Genomic DNA, 20167 nt, shown 5'->3' on the forward strand with positions numbered 1-20167 from the left:
CTCACCCTGCGGGCGTCAGACGCTCCGCACCGAAGGGGTTCACCGCGTGAAGAATGTTGAAGGCTAAGACCGAGAGTGCGGCTTCTGCTTTCACTGCTCTGAGCCCTCGTGTGAGGAAACGTCCACCTCCGGACATTCGCTTTATTGTGCCGAACGGATGCTCGACGGTACATCGCCGCGTGACCATCAGACTTGGGTCGGCGTAAATCCGAGCCTCCATACGATCGAGAGCGCTCTGATCGACAAGCCGATGGATTGTTCGCTGCGCCCCAGGCGTGCATCGGCTTTTTAGGCGACACTCGCCACAGGCCGACGTGCGGTACCGGATCGCGCGATTGCGCGTGTGCTTCCCAGACGGCTTCATGATCTCGCCGGCTGGACATCTGATCGTGTCCGAAGGCTCGTCGTAGCTGAACTGCACTGGCCTAAAGAAGTCGGCACTCATGGCGCCTCGTTTAATTGGCGCCGCGACCTCGACGTTGTCGTGCTCGCACTTCGCGATCGCTTGGGCGTTGGAATATCCGCCGTCGGCCAAAACCTTGAGCGCGTCGGTTTCCAGGACTTCCATTGTTGCAATCGACATCGGGTGGAGAAGCTGGCTGTCGTTTGCCTCGCGGGCCACGTCGTGGTGGATGATCAGGCCGCTATCGACGTCAACGACGCTTTGCATGTTGTAGCAGGGCATCTTGGGAGAGTGCCCGTAGCCCATGGGCTTGGCATCGGGCTCCCCGAAGACCATCACTCTTTCGTCTTGATCCGTTAGATATTGCTTTCGTCTAGCGAGACGATCCTTTCTGCGATTCAGTGAGGCAATAGCGTCGGTAAAAGCCTGTCGATGTTTCGGCTGATCGTCGAAGCCTTGCCCGACCGCTTCATCCATGATGTCGAGCCGATCGAGGTAGTAGGTGATCTCTTTCTCCGTGTGGGCCAGATCACGGGCGAGCCGGTCGGCACCGGCGATGTTCTTGGGGCTGGCGACGGCGCGCATCTTCGTTCCATCCACGGCAACCAGGCGACCGCTGATCAATCCCGCCTCGCGACAGAAGCGAATGAACGCGGCGCTCGCAGCTATGATGGCTTCGGGATTGTCGTGCCGGAACGCAGCGATGGTTCGATAGTCGGGCGCGACCTGACGCAACAGCCACATGGCTTCAAGATCGCGGACACATGCCCGCTCCAAGAAGCGGGACGAGCGGATCTGGTTGAGATAGCCCCAGATATAGAGGCGAAGCATATCGCCTGGGTGGTAGCCTGGGCGGCCGGTAGCGGCGGCAACGGTGCGACCGAAGCCTAACTGCGTCAGGTCAAGACCCGCGACAAAGGCATCGACAACACGCACGAGTGCGTCGGACCCGACATAGTCATCTATGCAAGGCGGGAGCAGACTTACCTGGTCGCGACCTGTCCCCTCAATAAAGGTCACGATCACCTCGTCTTTGCTGCGATTGAGACGCCGATTCTACAAGACCTCGACTGATTTACACAGTTCTTTCATCGCCGTAGGGCCACAAGATCGATTAGTGATGGTGCCCCTCGGGCTCTTCCATTCGGAAAGAAAGGCGTTCCTGCCGCACGCCATCCGACAGTTGAAGATCGGCATCGAATTCGTGCGGTTCCTCGGGCGCGTTCTCGCTCTGAAAAACATGGTGATCGCCAGCAGTCGGCAACAACGGCAGGCGCTCGACGGCCCGCCCGTCCCGACTGATGCAGACGACAGCCGTCAGCGCTTCAGCGTGAGCTGACACCGTCAGCCTCATACGCTCGCCGGTCGGCGTATCGACGATCGCGAGAAGGCCCTGTGCCAGCGGCGAGTCGACCCTGAACGGCTCGGGCGCATGATGATGACTGTGCGCCCCGCCTTCTGCCACAACGACGCCGGACGTATCGAACTGGACGGTCGCTAGGCCGAGCGGTGGCAGATGTTCCCGCAGTTCATCTTGCAGAGCTACCGTAATCCGGTTCGCTTCCGCGACAGTCAGCGTATCATCAACGGCAATCGTCAGGTCGGCATTGAGCTTGTGGCCGAGCCATCGAGCCTTCACTTCGACCAGCCGGCCGATGCCGGGCACATGCTCCGCCGCATGGCGGATCTCCTCCACCACGCCAGGGCTGACGCCATCGAGGCTCCGCGTGATGACCGCCTTCGCCGATTGCCAGACAATGCCGAAAATGGCGATGGTGATGAGTAGGCCGATGATCGGATCGGCCAAGGGGAAGCCCGCCCACACGCCGGCAGCGCCGAGCACCACAGCCAGGCTCGTCAGCCCGTCCGTGCGAGCGTGGTAGCCATCTGCGATCAGCGCAGCACTGTTCATGGCGCGGCCGACGCGGATACGGAACACGGCGACGACTTCGTTGCCGATGAAGCCAATGAAGCCCGCGATGGCGACGGCAACAAGCTGGGTGATCGGCTGGGGATGGATCAGGCGGCTGATCGCCTCGTAGCCGGCAACGATGGCACTGAACAGGATGATGAGAACGACCAGCATCCCGGCTAGATCCTCGACCCGGCCGAGACCGTAGTTGAAGGTGGCGGACGGCTTCCGCCGCACCAGCACGAACGCGATCCAGAGCGGGATGGCGGTCGTGGCGTCGCCAATATTGTGGATCGTATCCGCCAGCAGCGCCACGCTGCCGGACGTGACCACCACCACCAACTGCAGCACCGCCGTGATGCCGAGAATGATGAAGGACCACTTGATGGCCCAGATGCCCCTTTCTGACGAGGACAGGCTCGGATCGATCACACCATGCGTGTGGCCGTGGCCGCCAGTGCCACCATGCGAATGCCCGCCTTCGCCGTGTGAATGACCGGAGCTCCGATCCTGGGCGCCAAAGCCGAGCCAATCCTTAATCGTCGCGTACATGGCCGACCTCAGAGGTATTTGGACAAGGATTTGAACTCACGGAGCGCCTGCTCAGCGCTCCCGCCGCCTTCGCCCACCGCGTCACCGATACAGTGCTCCATGTGGTCCTGGATCAGCGTGCGCTTGGCATTGTGGATGACGCTCTCCACTGCCTGAAGCTGTTGCGCCAACTCGAGGCATGACCGGCCTTCGGCGAACATGGACAGAAGCGAACCAAGCTGGCCCTGGGCCTGCTTTAGCCGCTTGATGAGGTCGGGATGGGAGGCGTGCTGCATGGCCATACCCTACCCCCTAGGGGGTAGGGAGTCAAAGCTGGAGTTTTAGCACAGCCTGCCCCGCAACGCCCCTTTTAGAGTGAGAGGACGGACCGGCTTCGCCGTGACGGGTTGAGGGTTGGAGGAGAGGCCTCCGGCGCCCGTCATGGAGACTAGCCATGACCCATGTGGAGATTCTGGACGCCGCTCGCGACCGCGCTGGCGGCTACAAGGTGGATGTGAACCGCGGCGAGCGGATCGGTCGCGTATCGTCGGAATGGTTCTCGCGGCCGGCGGACGAGCGTTACCTGTCCCTGTCGGACCTCTACGCCGCCGTCCGTGGCCGGACCGAGCGGAGCCGCACCCGAACCGTCGAGAGCGCGGCGATCCGGGTCGAGGCGAGCCGCGACGATGCCGAACGCCTGGCGCTGATGCTGCCCGGCTCCGACGTGCCGATCGCGCCAACCCATTGGAGCTTCGGTCAGCTTGCCGGCCTGATCGGAGCGCCAGCGGCCTATCTGCGGCAGCTTCCGGCACCGCTAGCCGGTATCAATCTGCAATACGGCTTGACGTCCCATCGCGCCGAGCAGGTGAAGACGCTCGAGATCGAAGATGGTCGCGTCGAGCTGCGCGCCGTCACCGGCCCTGACTATGGCCGCATCTTCGACCACGAACTGGTCGCGGCCGTGCAGCGGATCGCCGGCAACGGCACGGGCGATACCCGCTGGAAGGTGCCCGGCGTGCTCGACTGGTCGACGGGCATCTACAACCCGCGCGTCGACATCACACAGGACACGACGACGCTCTACGCCTCCGATCGGGACGTCTTCCTCTTCCTGGTCGACGACCTCAATCCGATCGAGGCCGGTCGGCTGCCCGATGGATCGCCGGATCTCTACTTCCGCGGCTTCTACTGCTGGAACTCCGAGGTCGGCGCCAAGACGCTCGGCATGGCGAGCTTCTATCTCCGCGCCGTCTGCCAGAACCGCAATCTCTGGGGCGTCGAGGATTTCGAGGAGATCACCATCCGCCACTCGAAACACGCCGCCTCGCGCTTCGCGCATGAGGCTGCGCCGGCGTTGACCCGCTTCGCCAATTCCTCGCCGATGCCCTTCGTCAACGGCATCAAGGCGGCCCGAGAGAAGACCGTGGCCCGCACCGACGATGACCGCAGCGAGTTTCTGCGCAAGCGCGGCTTCTCGAAGACCGAGACGGCGAAGATCATCGAGACCGTCTTGGCCGAGGAAGGGCGCAAACCTGAGAGCGTCTTCGACTTCGTGCAGGGCATCACCGCCGTCGCCCGCGACAAGACCCACCAGGACGCCCGGCTCGACCTGGAGGCGCGCGCGAAGAAGCTGCTCGACCGGGCAGCCTGACTCCCGGAAAGCCGGAGATGCGGAAAAGCGTATCTCCGGCTTCGTGCTTTTCCGTCTTTCCTGATCGTCGGTTTCGTGGCGCTGCCCTTCAGAGGAAGAGGGCGGCGCTGCGCTTCGTGACGAGTTGATGCCGAGAGAGAGGCTTTCGGCGCTCGTCGCGGAGTACATCCCGATGGCTACCACTGTTCAGAAGATCACCCTCTCGCCCTCGCGCGACATCCCTTTCAACAAGCTCTTGCTCTCCCAGTCGAACGTCCGGCGCGTGAAGGCCGGCGTCTCGGTCGAGGAGCTGGCCGACGACATCGCCCGCCGCGGCCTGCTGCAGGGCCTGAGTGTGCGGGCGGTCGTCGATCAGGACGGCGTCGAGACCGGCATGTTCGAGATCCCGGCCGGTGGCCGGCGCTACCGGGCGCTGGAGCTGCTCGTCAAGCAGAAGCGCCTGGCCAAAACCGCCCCGGTGCCCTGCATCGTCCGCGACAGCGGCATCGCCGAGGAGGACTCGCTCGCCGAGAACGTCCAGCGCGCGCCGCTGCACCCGCTCGATCAGTTCCGCGCCTTCCTGGCGCTACGCGAGAAGGGCCAGTCCGAGGAGGAGATCGCCGCCGCGTTCTTCGTCTCGGTCAATGTGGTGAAGCAGCGCCTGAAGCTCGCGTCAGTCTCGCCGGCGCTGCTCGACGTCTATGCCGAGGACGGCATGACGCTCGACCAGCTCATGGCCTTCACCGTCTCCGGTGACCATGAGCGCCAGGAACAGGTGTTCGAGCGGCTGAAGGCCTCGTACGACAAGCAGCCCTACACAATCCGGCGCATGCTGACCGAGGGTGCGGTCCGCGCCTCCGACAAGCGGGCGCAGTTCGTCGGCCTCGACGCTTATGTGGCGGCGGGCGGCACGGTGCTGCGCGACCTGTTCCAGGGCGACGACGGCGGCTGGCTGCAGGATGTCCCGCTGGTCGACCAGATGGTGGCCGACAAGCTCAAGGCGGAATCGGAAGCGGTGGCCGCCGAGGGCTGGAAGTGGATCGAGGTTGCGCCCGATTTCGCCTACGGCCATGCCTTTGGTCTCCGCCAGCTTCGGGGCGAGACCATCGCGCTGACCGCCGAGGAACAGGCGACCCGGGACGCGCTCCAGGCAGAGTTCGACCGGCTGTCCGAGGAATACCAGGACGCCGACGAACTGCCGGACGAGGTGGATGAACGCCTGTCGGAGCTGGAAACGGCGCTGGAGGGCTTCGAGACCCGGCCCGTGGTGTTCGACACCGCCGAGGTCGCCCGCGCCGGCGCCTTCGTCAGCATCAGCGTCGAGGGCCAGCTTCGCGTCGAGCGCGGCTACATCCGGCCGGAGGATGAGTTGGCGGCCGAGCCCGAGTCCGACGTGTCCGCGGATGACGAGGACGAACGAGCTATCGCCGCCAGCTCCGTTGGCGCCGAGGCCACCGTGACGACCGAGGCCGTAGCTGAACCGGAGGAGGACGAGGGTCTGTCGCCCATCTCCGACCGGCTGATGACCGAGCTGACCTCTCATCGCACGCTGGCCCTTCGGCACGCGCTCGGCGAACGGCCCGACGTTGCCTTCCTCGCCGCTCTGCACGTCCTCACGCTGAAGACGTTCTACCACTACGGCTCGGATAGCTGCCTCGAACTCGATTTGAAGAGCGTCAACTTCGGCACGCAGGCGCCGGGGCTGAACGACAGCGCGTCGGCCGAGGCGATCCGGGCTCGGCACGAGAGCTGGGCGAAGGCGCTTCCCAAGGAGTCGGCCGACCTCTGGGACGCGCTGCAGGAGTGGGACGGCGACAGCCAGGCCGGCCTGTTCGCTCACATCGTCAGCCTCTCGGTGAACGCCGTGTGCGAACCCTGGAATCGGCGCCCCCGGGCGTTCGCCCACGCCGATCGCCTCGCGCAGGCGGTCGACCTCGACATGGCCGCCGCCGGGTGGAAGCCGACCGTGGATAACTTCCTCGGCCGAGTGACGAAGGCCCGCATCCTGCAAGCGGTGGCTCAGGCGAAAGACCAGCGCGCCGCCGACCGGATCGAGCATCTGAAGAAGGGCGACATGGCCGCCGAGGCGGAAACGCTGCTGGCCGACACCGGCTGGCTCCCCGAGCCGCTTCGCACGCCGGGCCGCGCCTCTGGCGACGAGCAGACATCGGAATCTGCGAACGAGGAAACTCCAGAGCAGTCCAGCGAAAAACTGCCGGAAGACGAAGACGAGCCGGCCGCTCAGAATGAGGACACCGGCGAGCCGATGATCGCAGCCGAATAGCTGCCCTGCGCAACGAGGCCCGCCGGAGACGGCGGGCCTTTTCTTTTCGAGGACCATCATGGCCGATACTGTGCGTGATCTTGCACAACGCCTTGGGCAGCAAGCCGAGGCCGTGTGCCGCCATTACCTCTCCTCCGGCCGACGGGAGGGTGGCTATTGGCTTGTGGGCGATGTCCGCAACACGCCTGGCCGCTCGATGTTCGTCCGTCTCAAAGAGTCGGTGAAGGGGCCCGCCGGCAAATGGATCGACGCCGCCACCAGCGAGCATGGCGACCTGCTCGATGTGATCCGCGAGAGCTGCGGCCTGGTCGACTTCAAGGACGTCGCCAGTGAGGCGCGTTCCTTCCTCAGTCTGCCGCATCCCGAACCGGAGCCGGATCGTCCCCGATCACGCGCACCCAGCGCCCCGACCGGATCGCCGGAAGCGTCTCGGCGACTGTTCTCTATGTCGCAGCCGATTTCTCATACTCTCGTAGAAACGTATCTCCGGAGTCGCGGCATTACGGCTTTGCACGGAACCGGAGCGCTCCGCTTCCACCCACGCTGCTACTACCGGCCCGACGACGATAGCCCGACCGAGACCTGGCCGGCGATGATCGCATCCGTCACCGACCTCGCCGGCCATCTGACTGGAGCACATCGCACCTGGCTCAATCCGGGTGGCTTCACCGAGGCGACGCTCGGCAAGGCGCCGATCGACACGCCGCGGCGGGCGATGGGCGACCTTCTCGGTCACGCCGTGCGTTTTGGCGTGGCGGGCGAGGTCATGGCGGCCGGCGAGGGCATCGAGACGATGCTGTCGCTCCGCTGCGTCTTGCCGACCATGCCGATGGTTGCAGCCCTCTCGGCGGCGCATCTCTCCGCCATCCTGTTCCCGGACACGCTGCGGCGACTCTACATTGCCCGTGACGACGATCCCGCTGGCGACGGCGCGATGGCGACGTTGATCGACCGGGCGCAGGAGGACGGGATCGAAGCGATCGTGATCTCGCCACGGCTCGGTGACTTCAACGAGGATCTCCGCCTGCTTGGGATCGACGCGCTTCGGGCCGCGAGCCGGGTCCAGATCGCGGCGCAGGACGTCGCTCGCTTCATGGAGCTGGCGGCATAGCCGGAACGGGATGAAGGGCGGGTCGGCACCGTCGTCACCGTAGGGCGGCGGTCATGCTTTCCCTCAGCGTCGGAGAGGACCACGCCCACGGCCTTCTGAGAGGGCGATCGGGCAGCAAGCGGCCCGGACCGGCAACCTTGTGGGCCGACTATTTTCCGTCGGCGGCGGAGCCGCCTTTACATCGCGAGACAAAATAGTCGGCCCCCTTCGGTCCTCCGCCGAGGCTTCGGCCCTCCGCTGCGCTGCGGGTGCAAGTCCGTTCCGCCCGCCGCCTTCGTCGCCATGAAGGCCGCGATGGGCGCGGCCGATCCGACAAGGAAAGCGCGATGACCACCGACCACGACGACGATTTCGAGCCGCACCACACCTCATCCCCAACCGACCAGGTCCTCCACGAACTCCAGCTCTATGGCTACCGTCCCTTCCAGGACGAGCCCGATCCCAGGCCGCTTCCGGAAGCGCACACCCTCGCCGGCAGCATCTCCGACATCTTCGACGCCCTCGTGGTGGCGCTGGCCGACACCCGCCTCGAACCCGACCTCGAGAACCTGCTCTGGTCGACGGTGAACGTCTTCCACCGCGCCATCGACCGGATCGAGCGCGAACTCGACGACAACGAACTGGCACAGCAGCGTTCGCAACGGGAACAGGACGGCAGCGAGGTCAAATCCGTCGAGCTGGAACGACTGACGGCGGAGGGCCAGACGCTCATCGAACGCCGCAACGCCTTCGAGCTGATGCGCGACCAGGCCGCCGACCAGTTCGAGCACCACACCCATTCAGCCTGGCGGCCGCGCAACGGGTCAAAGGTCAACCATCGCAACCTGACCTCGGCGATGATCGACAGCCGCGACTTCCTGGCTGCGAAGAAGCGCGCCGACAACCAGGTGCTCCTGCCAGCGGGACCGAAGGTGGCGCTCACCGGCGGGCTCGACTTCAACGATCACCGCCTAGTCTGGGCCAAGCTCGACCAGGTCCACGCCAAGCATCCGGACATGGTGCTGCTGCACGGCGGATCGCCGAAGGGCGCGGAGTTAATCGCCGCCAAATGGGCCGACATTCGCAAGGTGCCGCAGATCGCCTTCAAACCCGATTGGACGAAGCACGCCAAAGCTGCACCGTTCAAGCGCAACGACACATTGCTGGAGACCCTGCCGATCGGCGTCCTGCACTTCCCTGGCACCGGCATCCAGGACAACCTCGCCGACAAGGCGAAGAAGCTCGGCATCCCGGTCTGGAAGTTCGGCGGCGCGTGAGCGCCGCCTTTTCTCAATACGTATTGACGTCGAACCGCAAAGGCGGATCACCGGCTTTCCGCAAGATCGCCTTTCAGTCCGGTTCACCCGTCACCGCGATCCGGGCCGCGCGAGCATAGTGCGCCAACTCCGTATCATTCTCGATCAGGCCGTCGAGCAGCGCCTTCATATCGCTCTGATCGGACGCCGATTGAAACGGCCCCGGCTGCCGCTCGATCGCCAGTACCGCAATGGCGAGTGCCTTCTTCACCAGGTGCAGGTCGCGTCCCGCGAATTCCGCCATGCCGCATGCCTCAACCATCATGTCGACTCGTAAGCACACCTTAGCCGATCGGCCAGCGCACCGTGAGGACAACGAGGTTCCATGCATCGCCCGTGACGGCCTTTGAGTGGCGGCTCCTGCCGGCGGGCGCCACCCCGCGTCTGTCAGCGCTGATCCTTGGTCCGGCCGAGGGCCTGACGCCATCAACCCGTAAAGGGTCGGCTTACGCGAAGCGTGCCGCCGCTGCGTCTTCGCCTTCGCGGTGATTGCGGCCCTCGGCCGAACACATCGGGCGCCTGTCGCGCGGGGATGGTCCCCGCCTCAGCACAGGAGCCGGATCAATGTCTCAAGCCCTCGCATTCGCTAACGGCTGGAACCTCGCCATCACTCTCATGGTCTGCGTCGTCGTCTTTCATGCTGACGCTGGCAACTTCGGCGTCATGCTGGCCGCCGAATATGACGGCGATCCCGCCGCCGTCATCCACGAATTCGACCCCTTCCAGCGATGAAGGGGCGCATCCCCACGCAAGCTGGACCGCACAGGGCCAGCGGGATTTCCGCTCCCGCTGGCGCCTGTTTGCGGCTATACTCACGGTCGCGCCGTGGTGGTGGTGGAAGGCGCGACCGTCAGACCTTTATCTCACGGAGTACACCGCCATGATCATCTTCGGACCACTCCTCGTCATCGTCGGCGTCGGCTTTATCTGCTGGCTGCTGTTCACCCTCGCTGTCTTTGCGCTGCCGTTTTTCGCCGGTCTGACGATCGGCATCTGGGCCTTTCACACGGGGGCCGGCGTGCTCGGCGGCATTGCCGTTGGTCTTGTAGCCGGCGGCGTCACCTTTGGCCTTGGCCAACTTGCGCTCGCCGTTGTGCCATGGGCGTGGGCTCGGCTCCTGATCATCCTTCTCTATGTCGCGCCCGCCACCGTCGCTGGCTACAGCGCCACGCATGGAATCGCCCAGATGGCGATGCCTTCACCCACTTGGCAGACGATCTTCGCCGTCATCGGCGCGGTCGCTGTCAGCGTCACGGCGTTCGTCCGCTTCATCGGAATGGCCGCGCCCGGACCAGCCGGACAGGGCTTGGCGCGGGGCTGACACCGTCACGTCGACGGCGCGGAGCGGGGCTGGATCAAGCGTTCCGTATGCCCGCCGTCCTCGTCGTCGAACACGGCGTGAGGGCGGTCTCGCGTCGATGCTCCCCCGATCATCGCAGAGCCCCAGGCGTCGCGGCGGGTCGTTGAGGCACACGGCCGAGGTGGCGAGGTTTCACCGATACGGCCAACAAAGAGCGTGAAGGAGGCGTGCAGCCGGAGCATGGTCTCCGAAGCAGGAGATCCGTTGGTGGCCAGGACAGGTCCCGCATCGCCGTCGAATATACTGGCCGGTCTCCACGGCGGCTCGAAAGTCGCCACGTTCTCCTTGATGTCAGCTCTGTCAGGCCGAGCGCACCGAACGGCCTCTTCGATGGATTGATCTGGCCGAAGGCCGGCTAAAGCCTCGACCGCCTATGGCGCAACAGCGGCGTCAAAACTTTCTTCCCCTGCCGGCTGCGCCGTCATTCCTCGCGAGACAAGAAAGCCCCTCCTTTGCTGTCGAGCCCCTTCGGGGTGCGCCGTCGATCGCCTCCGGCCCTTCGATCACCATCGAGGCCGCAATGGTGCGGGCTCGGAAACAGAGATCAAGGAGAACTACCATGGCGACCATCGGCACCTTCAAGAAGTCCGGCAACGAATTCACCGGCGAAATCGTCACCCTCTCGGTCCAGGCCAAGAACGTCCGGATCGTCCCCGAAACCACCCGCTCCGGCGACAACAGCCCCAGCCATCGCGTCTATGTCGGCCGGGTCGAGATCGGCGCCGCCTGGTCCAAGCGCTCCAACGAGGGCCGCGACTATCTGGGCCTCAAGCTCGACGATCCGAGCTTCACCGCCCCGATCTTCGCCAACCTCTTCGACGACGAAGAGGGCGAGGGCTACAGCCTGATCTGGTCCCGCCCCAACGGCCGCCGGAGCGACTGACCCCGCCTCCAATGCCCCGTCCGGCTGGTCCGGGCGGGGCATCGCCTTGTGCCCCAAAGGCGACCCGCCAACCTTGAACGGGCGGAATACCTAGTTTACTAGGTGGCAGTATATTAGGTGGCACGGCGATCTCACCGCATGAGCTTGCGGGAGATCGTCGCCACGAATCTGCGAAGACTGAGACATGCCAAAAGCATGTCACAGGAGGAGCTTGCCGATCGTGCTGGCATCAATCGCAACTATGTTGGCATGCTGGAGCGCGAACAGCACTCCGCGACCGTCGACATGCTGGAGAAGCTCGCCGAGGTCCTTGAAGCGGACCCTGTCGAATTCTTCCGGCGCGAGACGTGAACCGCAGTCGTCACAGAAACTAAGGCTCGACTGCCGCCCTTTTTCGAGCCTTCACGGGCACGGCGCGGACCAGTTCAGTCGCTTCCACCTCCAGCGCCTCCGCGATCCGGCCGAGCACCGTCACGCTCGCCGAGACATCGGCGCGTTCGATCCCTCCGACGTACCGGGCGCTCAACCCAGCACTCTCGGCCAATTCCTCCTGCGTCATCTTTTTCGCATGACGCAACCGACGCAGATTGACCGCCATGACCTCCTTGAGATCCATGGCGATGATGGAGCCGATATAGGAACTATCGTTCCAGGAATGATCGTTCCGATTCGTACATGGCTTTGCTATTCATCGACGCTGCGGAGGGCTCAGTTTGCCATTTCCGAGCGCAACGTGATGCGCCCCATGCATCGCGGCGTAAGTATTCGCGGCGCAAATCTTGCAAAAATTCGCGGTAAATGAATGGCTAACACATTGCTTTGATCTCTAGGGGGTAGATCGCAATGACTCAGGCGCCTTTCCAGGACCGGCCGCCGCTCACCGACCGCTTAAACGCCTATGACGAGCAACATCTGGCGGTCTATCTTCGATTGCTCATGGCCGACGAAGAGGGCGCTGACTGGCGCGAAGTCGTCCAGGTGATCTTCGGCCTCAATCCGGCCCAGGAACCCGCCCGTGCCAAAACGGTTCATGACAGCCATCTGGCGCGGGCCCGCTGGATGACTGAGACGGGCTATCGGCACTTGCTTGAACCCCGGATGCAGTGAACCAACACCCCCCACTCCCACGGCTCGCAGCCACACGCGATGCAACCTTAAGGACTACTTTTGCCGGCGAATTTTCCGGATCGTGGCGACCCTCCTTGAGAGAGGACAAACGAGAGGAAACGCCATGCCCACGGAGTATTGGCGCTCGCCGGAGACGATTGATCGCCTGAACCGCCTCGAACGTCCCGGCTTTGCCGCCGAATTTCTGCGTCGCAACCCTGATTACCGCCGCGATTTCGTCCGCACCCAGCGCCAGATCGCGCGCGCTTCCGTCGACGCCGAGACTGCCCGCGTCAGTCTCGCTCGGCGATGGGGGTTGCGCTTTCGCCCATGACCCCGCGTCTCCAGTCGGACTCGAACCCGTCATGTGGCTGCCGGAAGTTTCGCCGGCCACGCTGATCCTGGAACCGGCGCCAACCGGGTTCGAGGCCGCTTCATCCCTCGATCCCAGCGCCTTCGGTCCGGCGCTCGTCGAGCGCGCTGACGCCGATGGACGTGAACTGGTGATCGTCGACGGCTCGGACGAACTCCATATCCGTTTGCAAGACGACCAAGCCACGCGACGGCCGGCCGTGCTTCTGCCGCTCGACAGTATGTTCGAGCTTCGGCTCGACGTCGCGCTACGCTTCGCCCGCCGACTCGGCGGCCAGCGCATCAACTTTCTCCCGACCGCCCTGCGGCTCACGTCTTTCCAGAAACGGCGACTGATTCAACTCCTCCACGCCTTCGACGTTCACGATGCCGGCGGTGGCCCGCGCGACATCGCGGCGGAAGTACTCAGCTCCGACCACGCCCAGCTTCCCTCTGTCGAGTGGAAGGATTCCCACGCGCGGCGCAAAGCCAACCGCCTGATCCACGATTCGATCGCCCTAGTCGAAAGGGGCTATCTGAAGCTCCTGCGCGGTCTCTGACGCGCGCCTCCATCCATTTCCACGCATTGCTATCACCACACCGGCCATGAGCCACTGGCGTCGTCCGCGACGTTTCCGTTCGCCCCGTCGCAAACGGGGGGACACACGCCAACGAAAATATTCGTCCACCCCCAACGCCTGAACTCTCCGCCACCGTCACCCCGACATGCCGCGACTTGGCCGCGGCGCTTCGAGGCAAGACGGAGGCACATCATGCCCGACAGGGCCGCGCAACTCGCCACGCGTTACGTCCGCACACATGAAGCGGCGCGCATCCTCGGCATCTCGCCGCGGACGCTGGAGAAATACCGCTGCCACGGTAGCGGCCCGACCTTCCGCAAGCTCGGCGGGCGTGTCGTCTACGCGATCGACGACCTCGAAGCTTGGGCCGACCAGGCCGCGTGCAGCTCGACATCCGATCCCCGATACGTCGAGGCCCGCGCCGCCGGCCACGCGCATCGCTGAAGCGGCGCTCGTCGATGTCATCGCGCCGCCTCATCACAGCCAGCGAACGGAGCAAGCTCGATCCGTTCATCGTCGCCACCGGCGACGCAAGTCCGCGCGACCAGCGCGACTTGATGGAGCGGCCGTTCTTCTCGCTCGCCAAAGCCAGGCGCACGGCGCCGATCCTATACGAAGCCGCCGGTGTTCGGGTCGAGGTCTACGCTGTGCCCGAGCATGGCATGGCGACCATCTGGGACGCCGATGTGCTGATCTGGGCGGCGAGCCAGATCGTCGAGGCCGAGAACCTCGGCTTCAAGACCTCGCGTTTCCTTCGCTTCACGCCCTACCAGCTCCTGACCGCGATCGGTCGGCAGACAGGCGCACGCGACTACAAGCTCCTGAAGGGCACGCTCGCCCGCCTGCAATCGACCGTCATCCGCACCACCATCCGCAACGGCGAACATTGGCGCCGTCACCAGTTCTCCTGGATCAATGAGTGGGAGGAATGCACGACGCGCGACGGTCGCGTCGAGGGCATGGAGTTCGTGCTCCCCGACTGGTTCTACCGCGGCGTCATCGACCGCTCGCTCGTGCTCGCCATCGACCCGGCCTACTTCCGGCTGACTGGCGGCATCGAGCGCTGGCTCTATCGCGTCGCGCGCAAACACGCCGGTCGCCAGCCCAAAGGCTGGTTGTTCGAGATCGCGCATCTCCACGAGAAGTCCGGCAGCCTGGTGCGCGTCTCCGATTTCGCGCTCCAGATCCGCCGCATCGCCGCGCGCCAGCCGCTGCCCGGCTATCGCCTGCACATCGAGTGGCAGGGCCGCCGCGAGCTGCTGCGCATCCTGCCGGCCCACTTATCCACAGTCCCTGCGGATGGCGCTGTGGAAACGCTCGGGACTTCACACGCAAACGGTATCGAGACTCCGCACGCAGCCCTATCGGGACTTCGCACGCACGAACCGGAGCTAACGCTGTGGCCGGAAACCGCGATTCCGAGCCTTAACTTAGAGTCTAACTCAGAATCTAACTCTTGTAGTGGGCCTGCCCGATCTGCGGATAAGCGCGCCACCCCGGCTGAGCAGACCTCCGAACCATCAGCACGACAGCCTTCGCTGCCCTTCGGCCGCAAGCCGGGAGGGAAGAGATGATCGTCGCTCTGCTCAACCAGAAAGGCGGCGTCGGCAAGACCACGCTTGCGCTTCATCTCGCCGGCGAGCTGGCGCTGCACGGCAAGCGCGTCACGCTGATCGATGCGGACCCCCAAGGCTCGGCACTCGATTGGTCGCAGCAGCGAGCGCGGGAGAACGTCTCGCGGCTGTTCGGCGTCGTTGGCCTCGCGCGCGACACGCTCCACCGCGAGGCGCCGGAGATCGCGCGCACCGCTGATCACGTCGTCATTGATGGGCCACCGCGCGTCGCGGGACTGATGCGCTCGGCGCTGCTCGCCGCCGATCTCGTGCTGATCCCGGTGCAACCATCACCCTTCGATGGTTGGGCCTCGGCCGAGATGCTGGGCCTGCTCCGCGAGGCCCGCATCTATCGCCCGCAGCTCGTCGCGCGCTTCGTCTTGAACCGCTGCGGCGCGCGCACGGTCATCGCCCGCGAAACGGCCGAGACGCTCGCCGATCACGACCCGCCGGTTCTCTCCACCACCGTCGGTCAGCGTGTCGTCTTCGCTGACGCCGCGCAATCCGGCCGGCTCGTGTTCGAGCTGGCCGAGCAGAGCGCAGCGGCGCGCGAGATCGCAGCGCTCGCCGCTGAAGTCGCGAGGATCATGCCATGAGCGCGGGTGGCGCCCGACGCGGCTTCGCCGCCCGGCCCGGCGACGCCGAGAGCTGGATCAAGGCGCCCAACGCATCGCGCCGTCGCGGCGATGAGCCCTCCGCCTTCACCGCGCGCCTGACGATCGACGTCACGCCGGCGCTGCGCGGCCGCATCAAGGTCGCCGCGTTCCAGCGCGGGATCACCGTTGCCGACATGCTGCGCGACCTCTTCGCGCGCGAATTCCCAACCGATCCCGGAGAGAGTTCATGAACGACAACGAGCCGTCGCCGCCGCGCGTCGTGCCGTCATCGCATCGGCGCACAGTCGCACTCACCCATGTCGAACTGACCTGGATCGAGAAGAAGATCGAGCACTGGCTACGCTTCGGCCGACGTGCCGAGGAGAAGATCCTCGATCGCCGTCGCAGCATCTCGAGTTTCAAGCCCGGCAGCATCTTCGCGTTCGTGCGCTGGGCGTCGAACGACTACGGCACCGTCATCTCGCGCATGGACATCGTGCGCGCGGTCGAGCCCGGCGCACGTTTCCAGACGCTGCCCTTCGTGCGCCCCGGCGGCGAAATCCTGCTGCGCGTCGATAGCTGGCCGAAGGTCGAACGCGTGCTGCAGGCGATCGACTCCGTCGAGGCGCTCGACATCGATCCCGCCGACGCCGCGCCGGAATACTGGCGCCACCTCAACAACCGTCTCGCCGCCGGCCATGAGCCGCGCCCTTACACGCGCGATCAGCACGCCGCCTGGCTCAAGCGTCGGAGCGTCACACCATGACCCGCTTCGGCTACGTCATGACGACGTATTTCGCCATGCTCGTCTTCATCGGCTTGGCCTTCGGCCATCCGGCGCCGCGCCTTATCTGGAACGCCACGGCGAGCACGCCGACCGGGCTTTATGTGCTCCGGCCGGCCGGACAGCTTCACGCACTTGAGCTCGTCGCCGTGCGCGCTCCCGAACCGATTGCCAGCTATCTGGCCGATGGCGGCTTCCTGCCCAAGGGCGTGCCGCTGCTGAAGCATGTGATGGCGCTGCCGGGGCAGACTGTGTGCCGCACAGGCGACGCCATCACCGTCGATCGCGTCTCCGTTGGCGCGGCGCGTGAGCGCGATCACCTCGGCCGTCCGCTGCCGCGTTGGAGCGGTTGTCACACGCTCGGCCCCAGCGAAGTCTTCCTCATGAACCCGACCGTCCCAGACAGCCTGGATGGACGCTATTTCGGCCCGCTTCCCACCACCGCGATTGTCGCCCGCGCGGTCCCCTTGTGGACCGACGAGGCCGGTGACGGCCGCTTCATGTGGCGCGCCACCACCGATTGACCCGCTTCTTAACCCGCCAACAATGGAGGTTTCCCATGGCGCAGATTGGTCAGTTCACCCGCGACAAGACCGGGTTCACCGGACGTATCCAGACGCTCTTCTTCTACCGTGATCTCTCCCTCGTTCCGGCCGAATCCTCCGATGCCGAGAACGCGCCCGACTACCGCATTCACATAGGCGGCGGCGACGGCCCGGAGATCGGCGCGGGCTGGAAGCGCACCGGCGAGAAGGCTGGCGAGTACGTTTCACTCGTCATCGATGATCCCGCGCTCGCCCAGCCGATCCGCGCCAATCTCTTCCAGTCGGGCGACGACAAGTCCGTCTGGGTGCTGAACTGGAACCGTCCACCGAAGCGCGGCGATCGGAGTTGATCGCATGCAGCGCGCGCTTCTTCTGCTCGCCAGCATGACGGCGCTCAGCATGCCCACCGTCGCCGTCCATGCTCAGGCGGCGCCCATCGCGCTGCAGGCTTCGGGCGATTCCTACGCCGCTCTCGTGGCCGAAGCCGCGCAACGCTTCGCCATCCCAGCGGCGTGGATTCGGGCGATCATGCGCGTCGAGAGCCGTGATGATCGCCGTGCCGTCTCACCGAAAGGTGCGATGGGGTTGATGCAGCTCATGCCCGAGACATGGGCAGCGCTGCGCGCTCGATACGGCCTCGGCCGCGACGCGTTCGATCCGCATGACAATATCCTGGCGGGCGCGGCTTTCCTGCGCGAGATGTATGACCGCTACGGCTCGCCGGGGTTCCTCGCGGCGTATAATGCGGGGCCCGGGCGATACGAGGACTATCGCGACCGGCATCGTCCGTTGCCGCCGGAAACCGTCGCTTACGTCGCGGCGCTTGTCCCTTTTGTCGGGGACGGCGCGACCGATGGGCCTGTCCTCGTGGCGGCCTCCGATCCGTCGTCCTGGACACAAGCGCCGCTCTTCATCATGCGATCGGCAAGCGCTGAACCGGCCGATCACGCGACATCCAAACAGCCGACGAGCGATGCGCCGGCCGTCGTCGCTTTGCGCGACCTGTCGGCCATCGCCCCGCAATCCGACGGCCTGTTCGTCCACGTTTCCGCAGCGGGGCCAAAGCCGTGATCGCGCTATTTCCCTGCCGCCCTTCGGCAGTTTTGTCTCGGTCAACTCTCGCTTTCCCGAGCGGCGCGACGGCTTCCAATGAATCAACAGACTGCATCGCAGGTCTCGGGCACGTTTTCGCAGGCGAGCGCGGCGCGGCGTGCTCCCGGGAAGAAGGAAGGGCGATCAGGGGAGAAGTGCAGGAACCGACCGACAGAGGGCGAGATAAAAGGCCGCAAGGTGCGGCTCGGTCGGTCGGTTGTTTTTATTGGGATTTTTCAGCGATCCGGCAATGTGCGGCCCTGGGGCGCAAGGTGCGCTTGACCCGCAACGCTTTGCCGGACCTGACTTTTCCGCACATTGCCGAGGCTGGCGATGGCTGAAGAGAATGACTTCCAGCCCCGACCAGGCCGCATCCGCTCTTCGCGGAGCCAACGGGTCAAGCCCTTCATCGCCCAGGCGCTCGCCGCCGCCCAGCGTGCCGGCGGCGGCGTGTCGCGGCAGGGCATGCTCAGAACTGGGAAGCGCTCGACCTTCGGCCGCGGCCGGGTCGCTAGCGTGCAGGCGAACCGTCTGCTCACCGGCCGCTCGCGTCTGGTGACGATCAAAACCCGCGTCGTCCGTCATACGGCGAGATCAGCGCCGCTCTCGGCCCACCTTGGCTATCTCCGGCGCGAGGGCGTCACCCGGGACGGGGAGAAGGCGAGGCTGTTCGGACCGGAGACGGAGGATGCCGATCCCAAGGCCTTCGCCGAGCGCTCTCAGGATGATCGCCACCATTTCCGATTCATCGTCTCACCCGAGGATGCCGCCGAGCTGTCCGACCTCAGGGGTTACGCCCGTGAGTTGGTCGGGCAGATAGAGAAGGATCTGGGGACCAAGCTCGATTGGGTGGGCGTCGATCACTGGAACACCCAGCATCCCCACGTCCACATCATCGTGCGCGGCGTCGCCGACGACGGCCAGGACCTCGTCATCTCGCGCGACTACGTCAAGGAGGGCATGCGTGCCCGTGCCCAGGATCTGGTCACCCAGGAACTTGGGCCGCGCACAGATCTCGACATCCGCCGCGCGCTCGAGCGCCAGGTCGATGCCGAGCGCTGGACTCAGCTCGACCGGCAGCTCGTCCGGGATGCCGATCAGCACTGCGTCATCGACGTCGCGCCGGACGCGGGACGCCAGCCTGATCCACTCGAAGCGCTCAAGGTCGGGCGATTGCGGCGTCTGGAGAGTCTCGGTCTCGCGCACCAGCTCGGGCCGGGCCAATGGACGATGGACGCGGCCGCCGAGACGATCTTGCGCGAGCTCGGCGAGCGCGGCGACATCATCAAGCGCATCCACCGCAGCCTGACCGAGCGCGGCATTGAGCGGGCCGCCGCAAGCTACGTCCTCGCTGGCGAGAGCCTGGACGTTCCGGTCATCGGCCGCCTGGTCGATCGCGGTCTCGACGATGAGCTGAAGGGTACGGCCTACGCTGTCGTCGACGGTGTCGACGGGCGGACCCACCACATCAAGCTTGCCGATCTCGACGCCGCCGGCGACAGCACACCAGGCTCGATCGTCGAGTTGCGCAAATTCGACGACGCGCAAGGCCGGCGTCGCGTCGCCATTGCGGTGCGTTCCGACCTCGCCATCGAGGACCAGGTGACGGCGAGCGGCGCAACCTGGCTCGATCGCCAGGCAGTCGCGCGCGATCCGGTGGCGCTCGGCCAAGCCGGCTTCGGCGCCGAGGTCCGCGAGGCGATGGATCGCCGGGCGGACCAGCTCATCGAGCAGGGCCTTGCCGACAGACAGGCGCGGGGGATCGTGTTCGCCTCCGGCCTGATCGGAACGCTTCGACGGCGGGAGGTGGAGGCGTTGGGCGAGCGGCTCGCCGCCGAAACCGGCCAGCCGTTCAACGGCGCGGCGACCGGCGAGTATGTCGCCGGGACCTATCGGCAGCGCTTCGCGCTCGCCTCCGGCCGCTTCGCCATGATCGACGACGGCTTGGGCTTCCAGCTCGTGCCCTGGACGCCCTCCCTCGAAAAGCAGCTCGGCCGCCACGTCTCCGGCGTCACCCGCGCCGATGGCGGAATCGACTGGGGCTTCGGCCGCAACCGGGGGCTCGGCCTGTGAACAATCCCTCCAATCA

At 65.4% G+C, this 20167-nt stretch carries 25 protein-coding genes; 20 read left to right on the plus strand and 5 right to left on the minus strand.

Annotation, left to right across the window (positions count from 1 at the left end):
- Position 1 precedes the first annotated feature (1 nt).
- From NN5_RS03315 to NN5_RS03325, 3 genes are all read right to left on the minus strand, one after another.
- Positions 2-1429 (minus strand): IS1182 family transposase, encoded by a 1428-nt coding sequence (locus tag NN5_RS03315; RefSeq protein ID WP_217998572.1) that lies wholly within the window; start codon positions 1427-1429, stop codon positions 2-4.
- Between the two features lie 88 nt (positions 1430-1517).
- Positions 1518-2867 carry a cation diffusion facilitator family transporter gene (locus NN5_RS03320; protein ID WP_067732641.1) on the minus strand — a complete coding sequence of 450 codons (1350 nt, stop codon included), beginning with the start codon at positions 2865-2867 and terminating at the stop codon, positions 1518-1520.
- 8 nt (positions 2868-2875) lie between these two features.
- A complete protein-coding gene (locus NN5_RS03325; protein WP_217998574.1) occupies positions 2876-3148 on the minus strand; it encodes a metal-sensing transcriptional repressor in 273 nt (90 codons plus the stop codon).
- Positions 3149-3300: 152 nt separating this feature from the next.
- Here NN5_RS03325 and NN5_RS03330 point away from each other — a divergent pair, with 152 nt between their 5' ends.
- From NN5_RS03330 to NN5_RS03345, 4 genes are all read left to right on the plus strand, one after another.
- Positions 3301-4497 (plus strand): hypothetical protein, encoded by a 1197-nt coding sequence (locus tag NN5_RS03330; protein ID WP_067732642.1) that lies wholly within the window; start codon positions 3301-3303, stop codon positions 4495-4497.
- 172 nt (positions 4498-4669) lie between these two features.
- Positions 4670-6760, plus strand: coding sequence for a ParB/RepB/Spo0J family partition protein (locus NN5_RS03335; RefSeq protein ID WP_067732643.1), 2091 nt, complete (start codon positions 4670-4672; stop codon positions 6758-6760).
- Positions 6761-6818: 58 nt separating this feature from the next.
- Positions 6819-7871 carry a DUF7146 domain-containing protein gene (locus NN5_RS03340; RefSeq protein WP_067732644.1) on the plus strand — a complete coding sequence of 351 codons (1053 nt, stop codon included), beginning with the start codon at positions 6819-6821 and terminating at the stop codon, positions 7869-7871.
- Positions 7872-8197: 326 nt separating this feature from the next.
- A complete protein-coding gene (locus NN5_RS03345; RefSeq protein WP_067732645.1) occupies positions 8198-9127 on the plus strand; it encodes a DUF2493 domain-containing protein in 930 nt (309 codons plus the stop codon).
- 73 nt (positions 9128-9200) lie between these two features.
- Here the strand turns inward: NN5_RS03345 and NN5_RS03350 are convergent, their stop codons facing one another.
- Positions 9201-9431 carry a hypothetical protein gene (locus NN5_RS03350; protein ID WP_245656202.1) on the minus strand — a complete coding sequence of 77 codons (231 nt, stop codon included), beginning with the start codon at positions 9429-9431 and terminating at the stop codon, positions 9201-9203.
- 299 nt (positions 9432-9730) lie between these two features.
- Between NN5_RS03350 and NN5_RS26230 the strand changes: the two genes are divergently transcribed.
- From NN5_RS26230 to NN5_RS03370, 4 genes are all read left to right on the plus strand, one after another.
- Entirely contained in the window at positions 9731-9898 is a 168-nt protein-coding gene (locus tag NN5_RS26230) for a hypothetical protein (protein WP_169800938.1), read from the plus strand.
- A 148-nt stretch (positions 9899-10046) separates the two neighbouring features.
- Entirely contained in the window at positions 10047-10487 is a 441-nt protein-coding gene (locus NN5_RS03355; RefSeq protein WP_067732647.1) for a hypothetical protein, read from the plus strand.
- Between the two features lie 598 nt (positions 10488-11085).
- On the plus strand, positions 11086-11409 hold the full coding sequence (locus NN5_RS03365; protein ID WP_067732648.1) for a DUF736 domain-containing protein: 324 nt from the start codon (positions 11086-11088) through the stop codon (positions 11407-11409).
- A gap of 138 nt (positions 11410-11547) precedes the next feature.
- Positions 11548-11760 carry a helix-turn-helix domain-containing protein gene (locus NN5_RS03370; protein WP_067732649.1) on the plus strand — a complete coding sequence of 71 codons (213 nt, stop codon included), beginning with the start codon at positions 11548-11550 and terminating at the stop codon, positions 11758-11760.
- A 19-nt stretch (positions 11761-11779) separates the two neighbouring features.
- Here NN5_RS03370 and NN5_RS03375 read toward each other — a convergent pair whose 3' ends face one another.
- A complete protein-coding gene (locus NN5_RS03375) occupies positions 11780-12025 on the minus strand; it encodes a helix-turn-helix domain-containing protein (RefSeq protein ID WP_067732650.1) in 246 nt (81 codons plus the stop codon).
- A 227-nt stretch (positions 12026-12252) separates the two neighbouring features.
- Here NN5_RS03375 and NN5_RS03380 point away from each other — a divergent pair, with 227 nt between their 5' ends.
- From NN5_RS03380 to NN5_RS03435, 12 genes are all read left to right on the plus strand, one after another.
- Positions 12253-12516, plus strand: a complete 264-nt coding sequence (locus tag NN5_RS03380; protein ID WP_067732651.1) for a DNA -binding domain-containing protein — start codon at positions 12253-12255, stop codon at positions 12514-12516.
- Positions 12517-12640: 124 nt separating this feature from the next.
- A complete protein-coding gene (locus NN5_RS03385; RefSeq protein ID WP_067732652.1) occupies positions 12641-12850 on the plus strand; it encodes a transcriptional regulator domain-containing protein in 210 nt (69 codons plus the stop codon).
- Between the two features lie 31 nt (positions 12851-12881).
- Positions 12882-13427, plus strand: a complete 546-nt coding sequence (locus NN5_RS03390) for a DUF2285 domain-containing protein (RefSeq protein WP_084384711.1) — start codon at positions 12882-12884, stop codon at positions 13425-13427.
- Positions 13428-13640: 213 nt separating this feature from the next.
- A complete protein-coding gene (locus tag NN5_RS03395; RefSeq protein ID WP_002718036.1) occupies positions 13641-13892 on the plus strand; it encodes a helix-turn-helix transcriptional regulator in 252 nt (83 codons plus the stop codon).
- Positions 13893-13906: 14 nt separating this feature from the next.
- Positions 13907-15022, plus strand: coding sequence for a replication initiator protein A (locus tag NN5_RS03400; RefSeq protein WP_067732653.1), 1116 nt, complete (start codon positions 13907-13909; stop codon positions 15020-15022).
- Positions 15019-15657, plus strand: a complete 639-nt coding sequence (gene parA, locus NN5_RS03405; protein WP_067732654.1) for a ParA family partition ATPase — start codon at positions 15019-15021, stop codon at positions 15655-15657. Before NN5_RS03400 ends, parA begins: the two co-directional genes overlap by 4 nt.
- Positions 15654-15908, plus strand: coding sequence for a hypothetical protein (locus NN5_RS03410; protein ID WP_067732655.1), 255 nt, complete (start codon positions 15654-15656; stop codon positions 15906-15908). The genes parA and NN5_RS03410 overlap by 4 nt, the downstream gene beginning before the upstream one ends.
- Complete coding sequence (locus NN5_RS03415) at positions 15905-16423, plus strand: DUF2840 domain-containing protein (RefSeq protein ID WP_067732656.1); 519 nt, start codon at positions 15905-15907, stop codon at positions 16421-16423. The genes NN5_RS03410 and NN5_RS03415 overlap by 4 nt, the downstream gene beginning before the upstream one ends.
- Positions 16420-16965, plus strand: coding sequence for a S26 family signal peptidase (locus NN5_RS03420; protein ID WP_067732657.1), 546 nt, complete (start codon positions 16420-16422; stop codon positions 16963-16965). The genes NN5_RS03415 and NN5_RS03420 overlap by 4 nt, the downstream gene beginning before the upstream one ends.
- 35 nt (positions 16966-17000) lie before the next feature.
- Positions 17001-17336, plus strand: a complete 336-nt coding sequence (locus NN5_RS03425) for a DUF736 domain-containing protein (RefSeq protein ID WP_067732658.1) — start codon at positions 17001-17003, stop codon at positions 17334-17336.
- Between the two features lie 4 nt (positions 17337-17340).
- Positions 17341-18057: a lytic transglycosylase domain-containing protein gene (locus NN5_RS03430; protein ID WP_067732659.1), complete on the plus strand. Its 717-nt coding sequence runs from the start codon at positions 17341-17343 to the stop codon at positions 18055-18057.
- Positions 18058-18411: 354 nt separating this feature from the next.
- Positions 18412-20151 carry a relaxase/mobilization nuclease domain-containing protein gene (locus NN5_RS03435; protein WP_067732660.1) on the plus strand — a complete coding sequence of 580 codons (1740 nt, stop codon included), beginning with the start codon at positions 18412-18414 and terminating at the stop codon, positions 20149-20151.
- Positions 20152-20167 lie beyond the last annotated feature (16 nt).

The organism is Novosphingobium naphthalenivorans NBRC 102051, assembly GCF_001590985.1.
In the GTDB taxonomy this organism is placed as follows: Bacteria; Pseudomonadota; Alphaproteobacteria; order Sphingomonadales; family Sphingomonadaceae; genus Novosphingobium; species Novosphingobium naphthalenivorans.

Coding starts and splice junctions, on each gene's coding strand:
- NN5_RS03400 (WP_067732653.1), top strand. CDS start 13,907: ATGTCATCGCGCCGCCTCATCACAGCCAGCGAACGGAGCAAGCTCGAT.
- NN5_RS03355 (WP_067732647.1), top strand. CDS start 10,047: ATGATCATCTTCGGACCACTCCTCGTCATCGTCGGCGTCGGCTTTATC.
- NN5_RS03410 (WP_067732655.1), top strand. CDS start 15,654: ATGAGCGCGGGTGGCGCCCGACGCGGCTTCGCCGCCCGGCCCGGCGAC.
- NN5_RS03395 (WP_002718036.1), top strand. CDS start 13,641: ATGCCCGACAGGGCCGCGCAACTCGCCACGCGTTACGTCCGCACACAT.
- NN5_RS03330 (WP_067732642.1), top strand. CDS start 3,301: ATGACCCATGTGGAGATTCTGGACGCCGCTCGCGACCGCGCTGGCGGC.
- NN5_RS03365 (WP_067732648.1), top strand. CDS start 11,086: ATGGCGACCATCGGCACCTTCAAGAAGTCCGGCAACGAATTCACCGGC.
- NN5_RS03425 (WP_067732658.1), top strand. CDS start 17,001: ATGGCGCAGATTGGTCAGTTCACCCGCGACAAGACCGGGTTCACCGGA.
- NN5_RS03390 (WP_084384711.1), top strand. CDS start 12,882: ATGTGGCTGCCGGAAGTTTCGCCGGCCACGCTGATCCTGGAACCGGCG.
- NN5_RS03375 (WP_067732650.1), bottom strand. CDS start 12,025: ATGGATCTCAAGGAGGTCATGGCGGTCAATCTGCGTCGGTTGCGTCAT.
- parA (WP_067732654.1), top strand. CDS start 15,019: ATGATCGTCGCTCTGCTCAACCAGAAAGGCGGCGTCGGCAAGACCACG.
- NN5_RS03430 (WP_067732659.1), top strand. CDS start 17,341: ATGCAGCGCGCGCTTCTTCTGCTCGCCAGCATGACGGCGCTCAGCATG.
- NN5_RS03435 (WP_067732660.1), top strand. CDS start 18,412: ATGGCTGAAGAGAATGACTTCCAGCCCCGACCAGGCCGCATCCGCTCT.
- NN5_RS03320 (WP_067732641.1), bottom strand. CDS start 2,867: ATGTACGCGACGATTAAGGATTGGCTCGGCTTTGGCGCCCAGGATCGG.
- NN5_RS03325 (WP_217998574.1), bottom strand. CDS start 3,148: ATGGCCATGCAGCACGCCTCCCATCCCGACCTCATCAAGCGGCTAAAG.
- NN5_RS26230 (WP_169800938.1), top strand. CDS start 9,731: ATGTCTCAAGCCCTCGCATTCGCTAACGGCTGGAACCTCGCCATCACT.
- NN5_RS03345 (WP_067732645.1), top strand. CDS start 8,198: ATGACCACCGACCACGACGACGATTTCGAGCCGCACCACACCTCATCC.
- NN5_RS03420 (WP_067732657.1), top strand. CDS start 16,420: ATGACCCGCTTCGGCTACGTCATGACGACGTATTTCGCCATGCTCGTC.
- NN5_RS03380 (WP_067732651.1), top strand. CDS start 12,253: ATGACTCAGGCGCCTTTCCAGGACCGGCCGCCGCTCACCGACCGCTTA.
- NN5_RS03340 (WP_067732644.1), top strand. CDS start 6,819: ATGGCCGATACTGTGCGTGATCTTGCACAACGCCTTGGGCAGCAAGCC.
- NN5_RS03335 (WP_067732643.1), top strand. CDS start 4,670: ATGGCTACCACTGTTCAGAAGATCACCCTCTCGCCCTCGCGCGACATC.
- NN5_RS03350 (WP_245656202.1), bottom strand. CDS start 9,431: ATGATGGTTGAGGCATGCGGCATGGCGGAATTCGCGGGACGCGACCTG.
- NN5_RS03415 (WP_067732656.1), top strand. CDS start 15,905: ATGAACGACAACGAGCCGTCGCCGCCGCGCGTCGTGCCGTCATCGCAT.
- NN5_RS03385 (WP_067732652.1), top strand. CDS start 12,641: ATGCCCACGGAGTATTGGCGCTCGCCGGAGACGATTGATCGCCTGAAC.
- NN5_RS03370 (WP_067732649.1), top strand. CDS start 11,548: ATGAGCTTGCGGGAGATCGTCGCCACGAATCTGCGAAGACTGAGACAT.